This window comes from Streptomyces tendae (genome assembly GCF_014650435.1).
GTDB classification, from domain to species: domain Bacteria; phylum Actinomycetota; class Actinomycetes; order Streptomycetales; family Streptomycetaceae; genus Streptomyces; species Streptomyces tendae.
Window position 1 is genome coordinate 157,568 of sequence record NZ_BMUY01000003.1, and the last position, 13,999, is coordinate 171,566.

The 13,999-nt window shown below is 70.2% G+C and carries 16 protein-coding genes; 10 read left to right on the forward strand and 6 right to left on the reverse strand.

The window, feature by feature from the left end; translation table 11 throughout:
* Complete coding sequence (locus IE258_RS09440; protein ID WP_189742616.1) at positions 1 to 897, reverse strand: MmyB family transcriptional regulator; 897 nt, start codon at positions 895 to 897, stop codon at positions 1 to 3.
* Between the two features lie 110 nt (positions 898 to 1,007).
* On the opposite strand from IE258_RS09440, the gene IE258_RS09445 reads away from it, so the two are divergent.
* Complete coding sequence (locus tag IE258_RS09445) at positions 1,008 to 2,441, forward strand: MFS transporter (RefSeq protein WP_189741551.1); 1,434 nt, start codon at positions 1,008 to 1,010, stop codon at positions 2,439 to 2,441.
* 133 nt (positions 2,442 to 2,574) lie between these two features.
* The gene (locus IE258_RS09450; RefSeq protein ID WP_189741554.1) at positions 2,575 to 3,651 is read left to right on the forward strand and encodes a chitinase; all 1,077 of its coding nucleotides are present in this window, start codon (positions 2,575 to 2,577) and stop codon (positions 3,649 to 3,651) included.
* Positions 3,652 to 3,811: 160 nt separating this feature from the next.
* On the opposite strand, the gene IE258_RS09455 is transcribed toward IE258_RS09450, so the two are convergent.
* Positions 3,812 to 5,194 carry a glycine--tRNA ligase gene (locus IE258_RS09455; RefSeq protein ID WP_087809454.1) on the reverse strand — a complete coding sequence of 461 codons (1,383 nt, stop codon included), beginning with the start codon at positions 5,192 to 5,194 and terminating at the stop codon, positions 3,812 to 3,814.
* Between the two features lie 160 nt (positions 5,195 to 5,354).
* On the opposite strand from IE258_RS09455, the gene IE258_RS09460 reads away from it, so the two are divergent.
* The 4 genes from IE258_RS09460 to IE258_RS09475 all read left to right on the forward strand — a co-directional run bounded on the left by IE258_RS09460 (position 5,355) and on the right by IE258_RS09475 (position 8,552).
* Positions 5,355 to 6,335: a zinc ABC transporter substrate-binding protein gene (locus IE258_RS09460; RefSeq protein WP_189741557.1), complete on the forward strand. Its 981-nt coding sequence runs from the start codon at positions 5,355 to 5,357 to the stop codon at positions 6,333 to 6,335.
* A gap of 48 nt (positions 6,336 to 6,383) precedes the next feature.
* Positions 6,384 to 7,154: a metal ABC transporter ATP-binding protein gene (locus IE258_RS09465; RefSeq protein ID WP_189741560.1), complete on the forward strand. Its 771-nt coding sequence runs from the start codon at positions 6,384 to 6,386 to the stop codon at positions 7,152 to 7,154.
* Positions 7,155 to 7,167: 13 nt separating this feature from the next.
* A complete protein-coding gene (locus tag IE258_RS09470; protein WP_189741563.1) occupies positions 7,168 to 8,070 on the forward strand; it encodes a metal ABC transporter permease in 903 nt (300 codons plus the stop codon).
* A 62-nt stretch (positions 8,071 to 8,132) separates the two neighbouring features.
* Positions 8,133 to 8,552 carry a Fur family transcriptional regulator gene (locus tag IE258_RS09475; protein WP_007449657.1) on the forward strand — a complete coding sequence of 140 codons (420 nt, stop codon included), beginning with the start codon at positions 8,133 to 8,135 and terminating at the stop codon, positions 8,550 to 8,552.
* A gap of 58 nt (positions 8,553 to 8,610) precedes the next feature.
* Here the strand turns inward: IE258_RS09475 and IE258_RS09480 are convergent, their stop codons facing one another.
* From IE258_RS09480 to IE258_RS41145, 4 genes are read right to left on the reverse strand one after another with little or no spacing between them, the layout of a single operon-like run.
* Entirely contained in the window at positions 8,611 to 9,471 is an 861-nt protein-coding gene (locus IE258_RS09480) for an isoprenyl transferase (RefSeq protein WP_189741566.1), read from the reverse strand.
* A gap of 12 nt (positions 9,472 to 9,483) precedes the next feature.
* Complete coding sequence (gene recO / locus IE258_RS09485) at positions 9,484 to 10,230, reverse strand: DNA repair protein RecO (RefSeq protein ID WP_161379361.1); 747 nt, start codon at positions 10,228 to 10,230, stop codon at positions 9,484 to 9,486.
* Positions 10,231 to 10,252: 22 nt separating this feature from the next.
* Positions 10,253 to 10,474: a hypothetical protein gene (locus IE258_RS09490; protein WP_127893280.1), complete on the reverse strand. Its 222-nt coding sequence runs from the start codon at positions 10,472 to 10,474 to the stop codon at positions 10,253 to 10,255.
* Complete coding sequence (locus IE258_RS41145) at positions 10,471 to 10,677, reverse strand: hypothetical protein (protein ID WP_229892006.1); 207 nt, start codon at positions 10,675 to 10,677, stop codon at positions 10,471 to 10,473. The genes IE258_RS09490 and IE258_RS41145 overlap by 4 nt, the downstream gene beginning before the upstream one ends.
* A gap of 114 nt (positions 10,678 to 10,791) precedes the next feature.
* Here IE258_RS41145 and IE258_RS09495 point away from each other — a divergent pair, with 114 nt between their 5' ends.
* From IE258_RS09495 to IE258_RS09510, 4 genes are all read left to right on the forward strand, one after another.
* A complete protein-coding gene (locus IE258_RS09495; RefSeq protein ID WP_189741569.1) occupies positions 10,792 to 11,625 on the forward strand; it encodes a helix-turn-helix domain-containing protein in 834 nt (277 codons plus the stop codon).
* Entirely contained in the window at positions 11,607 to 11,822 is a 216-nt protein-coding gene (locus IE258_RS09500) for a DUF397 domain-containing protein (RefSeq protein ID WP_189741572.1), read from the forward strand. The genes IE258_RS09495 and IE258_RS09500 overlap by 19 nt, the downstream gene beginning before the upstream one ends.
* 28 nt (positions 11,823 to 11,850) lie before the next feature.
* On the forward strand, positions 11,851 to 12,393 hold the full coding sequence (locus IE258_RS09505; protein ID WP_189741575.1) for a hypothetical protein: 543 nt from the start codon (positions 11,851 to 11,853) through the stop codon (positions 12,391 to 12,393).
* Between the two features lie 95 nt (positions 12,394 to 12,488).
* Positions 12,489 to 13,994, forward strand: a complete 1,506-nt coding sequence (locus tag IE258_RS09510) for an alpha/beta hydrolase (RefSeq protein ID WP_189741577.1) — start codon at positions 12,489 to 12,491, stop codon at positions 13,992 to 13,994.
* Positions 13,995 to 13,999: the final 5 nt, after the last annotated feature.

Genomic DNA, 13,999 nt, shown 5'->3' on the forward strand with positions numbered 1-13,999 from the left:
TCATCCGGACGAAGTCGGCCCACGCTCCAGAGCGATCGCGTGCAGCCTCTCCAGCCGCTCCCGGGACACCTCGTCGGCAGGTGCGTACGTCACCATCCGGGGCCCGGCCTCCGGTCCGAGCCACAGGTCGGTGTGGTCGACGCGGATCCGCCCGACGTGCCGGTTGACGAACTCCTTGCGCTTGCTGCGGTGCGCGACGACCTCGTGCCGCTCCCAGACCTCGCGGAAGTCCGGCGACTGGGTGCGCAGCCGCTTGAGCAGCATCTTCCAGGCGGGTTCGGCGAGATGACCGGCCATGGTCGCGCGGAAACGGGCCGCCATCAGCCGCTGGGTCTCCTCCAGGTGCACGATCGAGGAGCGCCAGTCCTCGTTGGTGAAGGAGAGGATCATGCAGTTGCGATCCTCGGGCGGCACCGCTTCCAGGTCGCACAGCAGCAGCCCGTACGTCCGGTTGTGGGCGAGGATGTCGTACCGGCTGTTCTGCACACAGGCGGGGTACGGCTCGAACTGCTCCAGCAGGGCGCGCACCGCCGGGGTGATCGCCGGGCACACCCGCGCGGGCGTCGGGTCGACGGCCCCCGCCAGCTGGAAGAGGTGGGCGCGTTCGGAGGGGTCGAGCAGCAGGGCGCGGGCGAGGGCGTCGAGGACCTGGACGGAGACCTGGATGTCCCGGGCCTGCTCCAGCCAGGTGTACCAGGTGACGCCGACGGCCGAGAGCTGGGCGACCTCCTCGCGGCGCAGCCCCGGGGTCCGGCGCCGGCGTCCGCGGGGCATCCCGACCTGCTCGGGCGCGATGCGCTCGCGGCGGCTGCGCAGGAAGGCGGCCAGTTCGTGCCGCCGGATCTCCGAGCCGGTGTCCCGGGGCGGGGACTGGACCACCGTCTCCTGACCCGTCATCGTCGTCATGCCTCAAGGATGCCGCGCCCGGAAACCTGTTGCCAGGTACTTCTACTACCAGCATAAGAAGACTCTGGTACCACCCTGGAAACGGTCGCAGGCTCGACCACGTGACCGAAACCATCACTTCACGTCCCGTCCGTACGGGCACCCCGGAGGCGCCGCCCGCACTCGGCGGCCTCGGACTCTTCACGGTGCTGCTGGGTGCGGCACTCCCGCTCGTCGACTTCTTCATCGTCAACGTCGCCCTGCCCACCATCGGCGCCGACCTCTCCGCGAGCGAGGCGGTCCTGGAACTGGTCGTCGCCGGGTACGGGGTGGCGTACGCCGTCCTGCTGGTCCTCGGCGGCCGGCTCGGCGACCTCTTCGGCCGGCGCCGCCTGTTCCTGGGCGGCATGGCGGCCTTCGGGCTGACCTCGCTGGCCTGCGGGCTCGCGCCGGACGCCTGGTCGCTGGTGGCCGCGCGGGTGGCGCAGGGCGCCTCGGCCGCCGCGATGCTGCCGCAGGTGCTGGCGACCATCCAGGCGACCACGACCGGTCCCCGGCGCGCGAGGGCCATGAGCCTGTACGGGGCGACGGCCGGCCTGTCGATGGTGGCCGGGCAGATCCTGGGCGGCGTCCTGGTGGCGGCCGACATCGCGGGCACCGGCTGGCGTTCCGTCTTCCTGGTGAACGTCCCGGTCGTCCTCGTGGGCCTGTTCCTCGCGGCCCGCGCGGTCCCGGAGACCCGCTCCGCGCGCCCCGAGCCGGTGGACGTGCCCGGCACCTTCCTGCTGGCCGCCTCGATCCTGACCCTGCTGGTCCCGCTGACCGAGGGCCGGGCGGCGGGCTGGCCGCTGTGGACGTGGCTGTCGCTGGCCGCCTTCCCGTTCGCGGCGGCGGCGTTCTACGCGGTGGAGCGCCGGGCGGACCGCGCGGGCCGTACGCCGCTGGTCCCGCCGAGCCTGTTCGCGATCGTCTCGCTGCGCCGCGGCCTGCTGCTCATCGTGCCGTTCTCGATCGGCTTCAGCGGCTTCATGTTCGTCATCGCGGTGGCCCTGCAGCAGGGCGCGGGCCTGGGCCCGGTGGCCGCGGGCCTGGCCCTGGCCCCGCTCGCGGTGGTGTTCTTCCTCTTCTCCCTCGCCGGCCCTCGCCTGGTCGCCCGCTACGGCACCCGTGTCGTACCCGTCGGCGCCGCCCTCCAGGGGGTGGGCCTGGCCCTGATGACGCTGGCCGCGTGGCGTTCCTGGCCCGACCTGGGACTGGTCGAACTGCTGCCGGGCGCGGCGGTGGCCGGGGCGGGCCAGGCGCTCCAACTCCCGGTCATCCTGCGGGTGGTCCTGTCGGAGGTGCCTGCCGTACGGGCCGGCGTGGGTGGTGGCGTCATGGTCACCACCCAGCAGGCGTCCCTGGCTCTGGGTGTGGCCACCCTGGGCACGCTGTTCCTGTCGCTGGTCCCGGGGATGGGCATGCGGGACGCCCTGGTGACGACGCTGCTGGTCCAGCTCGCCGGGGTGGCGCTGACCGGTCTGCTGAGCCTGCGCATGCCCCGGACGATCGCCTGACGACGGCCCGATCCACACCTCCACACCCCGCCACTTGGTCCAGACCTCTTGACGAAAGGTCTGGACCACAGCACTGTCATGCCTACGACACAAGACGTCTCTCCCTCACCGATCCCCCACCGGGAGGCCCGGCATGATCCGCCGCAAGATCCGTCTACTGGCCGCCGCACTGGCGGCCACCGTTCTGGTCCCACTGGGAGTCGCCACCGCGTCGGCGGCTCCCGAGGGCGCCGCCCCCACCGGCGCGGCCGCGGACACCTGCGCCGTGAAGTCGAAGCCCGCCGGCAAGGTCCTCCAGGGCTATTGGGAGAACTGGGACGGAGCCGCCAACGGCGTCCACCCGCCCTTCGGCTGGACCCCGATCACCAACCCCCAGATCGCCGCCCACGGCTACAACGTCCTCAACGCGGCCTTCCCGGTGATCCTCTCCGACGGGACGGCCCTGTGGGAGGACGGCATGGACTCCGGCGTGAAGGTGGCGACGCCCGCCGAGATGTGCGCGGCCAAGGCGTCCGGGCAGACGCTGCTGCTCTCCATCGGCGGCGCGACGGCCGGCATCGACCTCAACTCGACCGCGGTCGCGGACCGCTTCGTCGACACGATCGTGCCGATCCTCAAGACGTACAACTTCGACGGCATAGACATCGACATCGAGACCGGCCTGACCGGCAGCGGCAACATCAACCAGCTCTCCGCGTCCCAGTCCAACCTGATCCGCATCATCGACGGTGTCCTGGCCCGCATGCCCTCGAACTTCGGCCTCACGATGGCCCCCGAGACGGCGTACGTCACCGGCGGCAGCGTCGTCTACGGCTCGATCTGGGGCGCGTACCTGCCGATCATCAAGAAGTACGCGGACAACGGCCGCCTGTGGTGGCTGAACATGCAGTACTACAACGGCAGCATGTACGGCTGTTCCGGCGACTCCTACTCGGCCGGCACCGTGCAGGGCTTCACCGCCCAGACCGACTGCCTGAACAAGGGCCTGGTCATCCAGGGCACGACGATCCGGCTGCCCTACGACAAGCAGGTCCCGGGCCTGCCCGCCCAGCCCGGCGCGGGCGGCGGCCACATGTCACCGTCCCTGGTCTCCCAGGCGTGGAACCACTACAACGGCTCCCTCAAGGGCCTGATGACCTGGTCCCTCAACTGGGACGGCTCGAAGAACTGGACCTTCGGCACCAACGTGAAGTCCCTGCAGGGCCGCTGAGCCGAGGGCTGAACCTGTAATCCGGCCCCCTGAACCTGTAATCCGATCCCCCGAAACGCCGAAACGCCCACCCACCAGCCGACCGAGTCGGGTGGTGGGTGGGCATAGGCCCGGGGGTCCAGGGGGCAGAGCCCCCTGGTACCTCAACGCGAACGGACGTTCAGCAGCCAACCAGCCGAGAAGCGAGGTACCCCTCGATCTGGTCCAGCGACACGCGCTCCTGCTTCATCGTGTCCCGCTCCCGCACGGTCACCGCGTTGTCGTCCAGCGTGTCGAAGTCGACGGTCACACAGAACGGCGTCCCGATCTCGTCCTGACGCCGGTACCGCCGCCCGATCGCACCCGCGTCGTCGAACTCGATGTTCCAGTGCTGCCGCAGCGCCTGCGCCAGCCCCTTCGCCTTCGGCGACAGGTCGGGGTTGCGGGACAGCGGCAGCACGGCGACCTTCACCGGCGACAGCCGCGGGTCGAGCCGCAGCACGGTGCGCTTCTCCAGCTTGCCCTTGGCGTTCGGCGCCTCGTCCTCGATGTACGCGTCGAGCAGGAAGGCGAGCATCGCCCGCCCGACACCGGCCGCCGGCTCGATGACGTACGGCGTCCAGCGCTCCTGGGCCTCCTGGTCGTAGTAGGAGAGGTCCTGGCCGGATGCCTTGGCGTGCGAGGAGAGGTCGTAGTCGGTCCGGTTGGCGACACCCTCCAGCTCGCCCCACTCGCTGCCGCCGAAGGAGAAGCGGTACTCGATGTCGGCGGTGCGCTTGGAGTAGTGGGAGAGCTTCTCGGCCGGGTGCTCGTACCAGCGCATGTTCTCCTCACGGAGACCAAGGCCCGTGTACCAGTTCCAGCGCTGCTCCATCCAGTATTCCTGCCACTTCTCGTCCTCGCCCGGCTTGACGAAGAACTCCATCTCCATCTGCTCGAACTCGCGGGTGCGGAAGATGAAGTTGCCGGGCGTGATCTCGTTGCGGAAGGACTTGCCCATCTGGGCGATGCCGAACGGCGGCTTGCGCCGCGAAGTGGTCTGCACCTGGGCGAAGTTGGTGAAGATGCCCTGGGCGGTCTCGGGCCGCAGGTAGGCGACGGAGCCGCTGTCCTGGGTCGGGCCGAGGTGGGTGGAGAGCAGACCGGAGAACTGCTTGGGCTCAGTGAAGGTGCCCTTGTTGCCGCAGTTGGGGCAGTTGAGGTCGGCCAGGCCGTTCTCCGGGGCGTGGCCCTTCTTCTCCTCGTACGCCTCCTCCAGGTGGTCCGCGCGGAACCGCTTGTGGCAGGAGGTGCACTCGGTCAGCGGGTCCGTGAAGGTGGCGACGTGACCGGAGGCCACCCAGACCTCGGGGGCCAGGATCACGGAGGAGTCGAGACCGACGACGTCCTCGCGCGAGGTGACCATGTAGCGCCACCACTGGCGCTTGAGGTTCTCCTTGAGCTCGACACCCAGCGGACCGTAGTCCCAGGCGGCGCGCTGACCGCCGTAGATCTCACTGCAGGGGAATACGAAGCCACGGCGCTTGCTCAGGCTGACGATGGTGTCGATCTTGTCGGCGGCCACGGTGCTCTCTTCATTACGACGACGGGCGACGAAGCGAGATGCTTCCAGAGAATGCTTCAGGTTACCGGCGTGGGTCGCCCCACGACCAAATCGGGGCCTGCCGTCTGCACGATCGGACGCTTGTTGACAACGGTTTCCATATTTGTTGAAAATGGGTGTCATGAACGTACGACGACGCCGTATATCCGGCATAGCAGTCACCGCGGCCACCGCGCTCGGCCTCGGCACCCTCTCCGCCTGCTCCAGCGACAGCTCGGCGGCGGGCAACACGGACAAGTTCGACGTCGTCGCGTCGTTCTACCCCATGGAGTACCTCGCCGAGCAGATCGGCGGGGACCACGTGAACGTCACCACGCTCACCGAGCCCGGCCAGGAGCCGCACGACCTGGAGCTGAGCGCCAAGCAGACCGCCCAGATGGGCGAGGCGGACGCGGTGCTCTACCTCAAGTCCCTCCAGCCCGCCGTGGACGAGGCCATCGCCCAGTCCGACGTGAAGACGAAGATCGACGCGGCCACGCTGACGAAGCTCGAGGACCACGGCAACGTGGAGCACGACCACGGCGGCGAGGAGCACGCGGACGAGCACGCCGAGGAGGAGCACTCCGAGGGCGGCGAGCACGCGCTCGACCCGCACGTCTGGCTGGACCCGGTGAAGTACGCAGAGATCGCCCAGGGTGTCGCCGAGTCCTTCGAGAAGGCCGACCCGGACCACGCCGACGACTACCGCAAGAACGCCGAGGCGCTGGCGAAGAAGCTGGGCGGCCTGGACACGGCGTACAAGGAGGGCCTGGCGAAGACCGACAGCAAGGTCTTCTTCACCAACCACGCCGCCTTCGGCTACCTCGCCGAGCGCTACGGCCTCACCCAGGAGGCCATCAACGGCCTCGACCCGGAGAGCGAGCCCAGCCCCGCCCGGATCAAGGAGCTCCAGGAGGAGGCCAAGGCCGACGGCGTCACCACCGTGTTCTACGAGACACTGGTGTCCGACAAGACCGCGAAGACCCTCGCCAAGGACGCGGGCCTGAAGACGGACGTCCTCGATCCGCTGGAGGGCATCACCGACAAGTCCAAGGGCGAGGACTACGTCGGGGTCATGGAGGCCAACCTCAAGGCGCTGGAAACCGCCCTCGGCGCCAAGTAAGCAGCCCGGCCGGGCAGCCCGGCCCGTTCGATCGTTACGGAGGACATCGTGAGCGACGAGTCCGTCATATCCCTGCGCGGCGTCCGCGCCGAGCTGGGCTCACGCCCCGTCCTGCGCGGCATCGACCTCAGCGTGCGGCGCGGCCAGGTGGTCGCGCTGCTCGGCGCCAACGGCTCGGGCAAGTCCACGGCCGTGCGCACGATCATCGGCCAGGTGCCGGTGACGGACGGGGAGATCGAGCTGTTCGGCACCCCCAGGCGCCGCTTCCGCGACTGGGGGCGCGTGGGCTACGTCCCGCAGCGCACCACGGCCGCGGGCGGCGTCCCCGCCACGGTGACCGAGGTGGTCTCCTCGGGCCGGCTCTCCCGGGCCCGCTTCGGCGTCCTGCGCAAGGCCGACCACGAGGCCGTGCGCCGCGCCCTCGACCTGGTCGGCATGGCCGACCGCGCCAAGGACTCGGTGAACGCCCTCTCCGGCGGCCAGCACCAGCGCGTACTGATCGCCCGCGCGCTCGCCGCCGAACCCGAACTGCTGATCATGGACGAGCCGATGGCGGGCGTTGACCTGGCCAGCCAGGAGGTGCTGGCGGCGACTCTGCGGAAGCAGGTCGCGGCCGGCGCCACCGTCCTCCTCGTGCTGCACGAGCTGGGCCCCCTGGAGCCGCTGATCGACCGGGCCGTGGTGCTCCGCGACGGCTGCGTCCTGCACGACGGCCCGCCGCCCGAGGCGGTCGGCCAGCACGCGCTGCCCGGCCACGACCACGTCCACCCGCACGCACCGGCGGGCGCCGAACCGATCCGCACCGGCCTGCTGAGCTGAGAAGGCGACGACCATGGAAATCCTGAACTACGCCTTCATGCAGCGGGCGCTGCTCGCCGCCGTCCTGGTCGGCATCACCGCCCCGGCCATCGGCATCTACCTGGTCCAGCGCCGCCAGGCCCTCATGGGCGACGGCATCGGCCACGTGGCGATGACCGGCGTCGGCCTCGGCTTCCTGCTCTCCTGGTCCCCGGTGTGGATGGCGACCCTGGTCTCCGTCCTCGGCGCGGTCCTCATGGAGCTGATCCGCTGGTACGGCAAGACCCGCGGCGACATCGCCCTCGCCATGCTCTTCTACGGCGGCATGGCGGGCGGTGTGATGTTCATCAACCTCGCGCCGGGCGGCTCCAACGCGAACCTCACCTCGTACCTCTTCGGCTCGCTGTCGACGGTCTCCGAGTCCGACGTGACCGCGATCTGCCTCCTTGCCGCCTTCGTGGTCCTGGTCACCGTCGGTCTGCGCCGCCAACTGTTCGCCGTCAGCCAGGACGAGGAGTTCGCCCGGGTCACCGGCCTGCCGGTGCGCGCGCTGAACCTGCTGACGGCCGTCACGGCGGCGGTCACGGTCACCGTCGCGATGCGCGTCGTCGGCCTGCTCCTGGTCTCCGCGCTGATGGTGGTCCCGGTGGCCGCCGCGCAGCAGCTCACCCGCAGCTTCGCCGCCACCTTCGCGATCTCCGTCGCGCTCGGTGTGAGCGTGACGATCGGCGGCACGGTGACCTCGTACTACCAGGACGTGCCGCCCGGCGCGACGATCGTGCTGCTCACCATCGGCGCGTTCATCCTGCTGAGCCTGCTGGCCGCACCGCTGGCCAGGCGACGCGCGCGGGCACTCGCCGCCGCGCACCCCGCCGAGGATCCGGCGGAGTGCAAGATTCCGGCCACCAGGGGGGCCGCCGACGAGGTCGGCGTCTGACCGCGGGACTGCCGGGCTGGCACAATGGCCCGGCAAGCCGCGAAGACGTGAGGAGGAATCCAGTGACCACCGCTGGACCGCCCGTGAAGGGCCGCGCCACCCGGCAGCGGGCTGCCGTGTCGGCCGCCCTTCAGGAGGTCGAGGAGTTCCGCAGCGCGCAGGAGCTCCACGACATGCTCAAGCACAAGGGCGACGCGGTCGGGCTCACCACGGTCTACCGCACCCTTCAGTCCCTCGCCGACGCCGGCGAGGTCGACGTCCTGCGCACCGCCGAGGGCGAGTCGGTCTACCGCCGCTGCTCCACCGGCGACCATCACCACCACCTGGTCTGCCGCGCCTGCGGCAAGGCCGTCGAGGTGGAGGGCCCCGCCGTCGAGAAGTGGGCCGAGGCCATCGCCGCGGAGCACGGCTACGTCAACGTGGCGCACACGGTGGAGATCTTCGGCACCTGCGCCGACTGTGCGGGGGCCTCCGGCGGTTGAGCGGGGTGGGGCCGGGGCTGCGCCCCGGGCCCCTGTATCAGCCTGAACGGCCTCGTCCTCAAGCTCCCCCAGAGGGGGTACCCCCAGACGGGCTGAATTTGCCCTCCATGGCCAGGAGCTCCTCGTTGGGGATGGCGCCGCCGAAGCGGCGGTCGCGGGAGGCGAACTCCAGGCAGGCCCGCCACAGGTCGCGCCGGTCGAAGTCGGGCCACAGGACGTCCTGGAAGACCATCTCCGCGTACGCGCTCTGCCAGAGCAGGTAGTTCGACGTCCGCTGCTCCCCGCTCGGCCGCAGGAACAGGTCCACGTCCGGCATGTCGGGGTAGTACAGGTACTTCGCGAGCGTCTTCTCGTTCACCTTCGACGGGTCGAGCTTCCCGGCCCGCACGTCCTCGGCGAGGGCCTGCGCCGCGTCGGCGATCTCGGCCCGGCCGCCGTAGTTCATGCAGAAGTACAGCGTCAGCCGGTCGTTGTCCTTGGTCTGCTCCTGCGCGACCTGGAGCTCCTTGGCCACCGACTTCCACAGCTTGGGCATCCGGCCCGCCCAGCGCACCCGCACCCCGAGATCGTCGAGGGTGTCACGGGACTTGCGGATGAAGTCGCGGTTGAAGTTCATCAGGAAGCGCACCTCTTCCGGCGAGCGCTTCCAGTTCTCCGTGGAGAAGGCGTACAGGGAGATGTTCCCCACGCCCATCTCGATCGCGCCCTGGAGGACGTCCATGACCTGCTCGGCGCCGACCTTGTGCCCCTCGGTGCGCGGCAGCCCGCGCTCCTTGGCCCAGCGGCCGTTGCCGTCCATGACGATCGCCACGTGCTCCGGGACCAGCTCACCGAGCCCGGGCGGCCGCGCACCGGACGGGTGCGGCTCCGGCGTCCTGTACTCCCGGCGCTGCCGCCCCAGAATCCCGCGTACGGCCATATCGGTTCTCTCCTACTTCTCGACGTACCGCAGGGAGCGCAGTCCCCGCTCAAGGTGCCAGTGCAGGTAGGCGGAGACCAGTCCGCTCCCCTCCCGCACGTACCGCGGCTCGGCCGCGTCCGCCGTGCCCCAGTCTCCCGCAAGCAGCGCCCCGAGCAGTTCCAGGGCCTGCGGCGAGGGTACGACGCTGCCGGGCACCCGGCAGTCGGCGCAGACGGAGCCGCCCGAGCCGACCGAGAAGAACCGGTTCGGACCGGGCAGACCGCACTTCGCACAGTCCCCGAAGGTCGGGGCGTACCCGTTCACGGCCAGCGAGCGCAGCAGGAACGCGTCGAGCACCAGGTTCGGCGCGTGCTCGCCCCGGGCGAGGGTCCTGAGCGCGCCGACCAGCAGCAGGTACTGCTGTACCGCCGGCTCGCCCTCGTGGTCGGTGAACCGCTCGGCCGTCTCCAGCATCGCGGTCCCCGCGGTGTACCGCGCGTAGTCCGTCACGATCCCGCCACCGTACGGCGCGATCGTCTCGCTCTGCGTGCACAGCGGCAGCCCGCGCCCGACCAGCTCGCTGTTCTTCGAGAAGAACTGCACGTCCACGTGCGAGAACGGCTCCAGCCGCGCGCCGAACTTCGACTTCGTGCGCCGCACCCCGCGCGCCACGGCGCGTACGCGCCCGTGACCGCGCGTGAGCATGGTGATGATCCGGTCCGCCTCACCCAGCTTCTGGGTGCGCAGCACGATGCCGTCGTCGCGGAACAGACTCATGCCGCCCATTCTCGCGCATCCTTCAAGGCACCTCGCCACGGCTTCGGGCGTTGGTGTACGCCGTCGCCGCGCTGAGCCGCTCCGACGCGGTGGCGTGGCGTACGTCACCCGGCTCGGCGTCCCACTCCCGTCCCCCGCCGTACGGTCGCATCTGCACGTACGGTCCCTCGTGGCCCATGACGATCCCGACCCGTCCACTGCGGACGTCCACGGCGTAGACCCCGACGGGCGGCGTCGTCGTCATCGCAGCGCCGCCGCGAGGCGCTGCGCGGTCTCGACGGAACACCGGCCCAATTCGACGAGCGGGCAGGGTGCCTCCCGCGCAAGACTCACCGGGTCGAGCCCGAGTGAGGGCAGAGTAATTCCTGCCTCCGCGAGCGCCGCGCGCAATTCTTTCACCGTGTCCTCCGCTCCTTCGACGCAGAGCGCCGAGTGTCGTGCTTCCACCGCTTTCCCTTCCCTTTACGGTTTCACTCTTCGTGTCCCCAGAATGCCGCGACGTGTCTACACTCGGCAGGAGTACGTGCACTACAAGTGCGGGTCAGCACATGGGGGTTGGTTATGGCCAATGGTTCACGGCAGGCCGCGTGGGAGTTCTTCGGAACGGAACTGAAACGACGGCGGGAGGACGCCGGAATCACCCAAGTAGAGCTCGGTGCACGGGTATTCGTGTCGGGTGGTTACATCGGCCAGTTCGAACAGGCAATTCGGAAACCACAGTTGGACGTGGCCCAGCGGATCGACGAGACACTACAAACCGACGGTATTTTCGAGCGGCTGTGGAAGAAGCTCATCAAGGATCAGCCGTTTACGGAGTACTTTGCGCACGCTGCGGAACTTGAACGTCTGGCTACGAGCATCTGCGAGTGGGCGCCCACAGTGGTCCCAGGACTCTTGCAGATATCGGGGTATGCCCGTGCTCTCTACCTGGCCAGCAACCCGCTGTCGCCGGACGAGTGGATCGAGGAGATGGTCGGTCTCCGTATGGACCGGACCCGACTCCTCAAGGACGCTACACGGCCCGTGTATTGGGCTCTGCTGCACGAGGCCGTACTACGCCTCCCGGTCGGCTCCTCCGACGTGATGGCCCAGCAACTGGAGCATGTCACGGAGCTGGTGCGCAGTCGCAAGATCCTGGCCCAGGTCCTGCCGTTCTCCACCGGGGCGCATCCGCAGATGGGCAAGGCGATGAAGCTCATGGAGTTCGAGGACGCTCCACCGACCGTCTATACAGAGGGCGTGCTGTCGGGCAGTCTGCTGGACGATCCGGCAGTAGTGAAGCGGGTGCACGCGGATTACGATCTTCTCAGGGTCACGGCTCTGCCACTGGAGGCGTCCCTGGACATGATCGAGGCGGCGGCGGAGGGCTACAGACAATGCGCGGGTACGACCTGACCAACGTTTGCTGGCGCAAGAGCAGCTACAGCGGAGGAAGCGGCGGCGAGGACTGCCTCGAAGTCACCGACGGAGTCCCCGGCGTCATACCCGTCCGGGACAGCAAGGTGGCCGACGGCCCGGTGATCGTCGTCGGGTCGGCGGCCTGGACGGAGTTCGTCCGCACCGTTGTTCAGTCCCGCGGAGCGGGTGTCTGAACAACTCGTCCGGCGCTTGAGTGGCCCCATGCTCACGCGCCGATTCGCCCTCACCCTGTCCGCGGCCGCCACGACGCTCCTGACGCTGTCCGCCTGCGGCGGCGATGACGGGCAGGCGGCCGACGACCGGAAACCGACCCGGGCCGCTTCCTCCGCCCCGGCGGACTCGGCCCAGCCGTCGGCGGCCGCCTCCTCGGACAAGCCCGCGACCCCGGCGGAGCTGATGCCGGCCTACCGGATCGCCTACGGCATGAGCAGCTCCCCGATGTGCAGCCACGTCGCCTGGGACGACCCCGGGTGCGGGGAGGACCTCACCGCCGCCGGGGAGCTCGCCGGCGCCATGGCCGAGAGCGTCAAGCGGGACTTCCCGGACGGTCAGTACACGGACGTCGAGGACTCCGCGGGGCAGGTGGTGAAGGCGGTGAACACCGTCCGCAAGCTCGGTTGCTACGACATGGGTTCCACGCCGCCCAAGACCGACTCGGCCAAGCTGCGGGAGCTGTGCCCCTCGATGAGCACCATCGCCTCCCTGGCCTGGCTCAACTTCGAGACCAACGTGAGCGACTGGTAGCCCCGCACCGGCGCGCTCCCTAGGGGGCAACCCCCCGTAAATACCGGGTTGTTGCCCGGATGTGGCAGCCCCCGGGCTTCCGCGAGGCTCCTCGCATGACGCAGCGCAAGCGAAGCAACAGCAGAAGCATCCGCAACGCCGCCATCGTCGGCGTGTCCACCGCCCTCCTCGGCGTCACCGCGCCGGTGACCGCCTCCGCGACGAGCGCGGGCGGGCCCGAGCCCCTCACCTGGTCCGCCTGCGCGGGCACGGGGCTCGACCCCCGGCAGGAGTGCGCCACCCTCGACGTGCCGATGGACTACGCCGATCCCGACGGCCCCCGCATCGAGATGGCCGTCTCCCGCATCCCCGCCGAGAAGCCGGGGTCCCGGCGCGGGGCGCTGCTGCTCATCGCCGGCGGGCCGGGCGGGTCGAGCCTGAACGACCCTTCGGGGAAGGGGCAGAAGCTCCCCCAGGACGTCCGTGACACCCACGACCTCATCGGGTTCGCACCGCGCGGCCTCGCGCCGTCCACTCCCGCCGACTGCGGGCTGGAGTACGGCGACCTCGCCACCTCCAGGCTGCGCCCCTGGCCGGCTCCCGACGGCTCGGTGGACGGGAACATGACCACCGCCCGGCGCATGGCCGACGCCTGCGCACGCAACGGCGGCGAGCTGATCAAGCACCTCAGCACCGCCAACGAGGCCCGCGACATCGACCGCCTCCGGGCCGCGCTCGGCGAGCGGAGGATCTCCGCGTGGGGAGTGTCGTACGGGACGTACGTCGGGGCCGTGTACGCGCAGCTGTTCCCGCACCGCACCGACCGGATCGTGCTGGACAGCGTCGACAACCCCGACCCGGCTCTGGTCAACCGGGCCTGGCTCGCGGCGCACGAGCAGGGGGTCGAGGACACCTTCCCGCACTTCGCCGCGTGGGCGTCGGAGCCCGGCAACCCCGACCGTGTGGCGGACCGGGCCGCCGACGTACGCCCGCTGTTCCTGCGGCTCGCCGACCAGCTCGACCGGGAGCCGATCCCCTGGCCCGGGGCCAACCCCGAGGAGCTGAACGGCAACGTGCTGCGCCAGACCATGCTGGACAGCTTCGCCGCCCCCAGTCGCTACCCGACGCTCGCCCGGCTGATGCGGGCCGCGGCCGAGGGCACCGTGCCGCCCGCGCCCCAGGCGCCGCCCGAGGCGGTGCTGCAGAACGTCGCCGCCGTCGGAGCCGGTGTCCTGTGCAACGACGTCGCCTGGCCCCGCACGGCGGCCGCGTACCAGAAGGACGTCGCCGAGAGCCGCGCCAAGTACCCGCTCACCGCCGGGATGCCCCGCAACGCGATGCTCTGCGCGGCCTGGCCGTACCCGCCGCGTGAGGCACCGGTGCGGATCACCGACCGCGGGCCGTCCAACGTGCTGCTCGTCCAGAACGAACGGGACGTCAACACCCCGCTCGCCGGCGCCCTGAAGATGCGGGAGGCACTCGGCCGGCGCGCCGTCATGGTGACCGTGGACTCCACCGGCCACGACTCCTACCTGGCCAACGGCAACGCCTGCGGAGACGCCACGGTCTCCCGCTTCCTGGCCACGGGCCAGCGGCCGGATGCCGACGTGCGCTGCCGCTAGTGGCC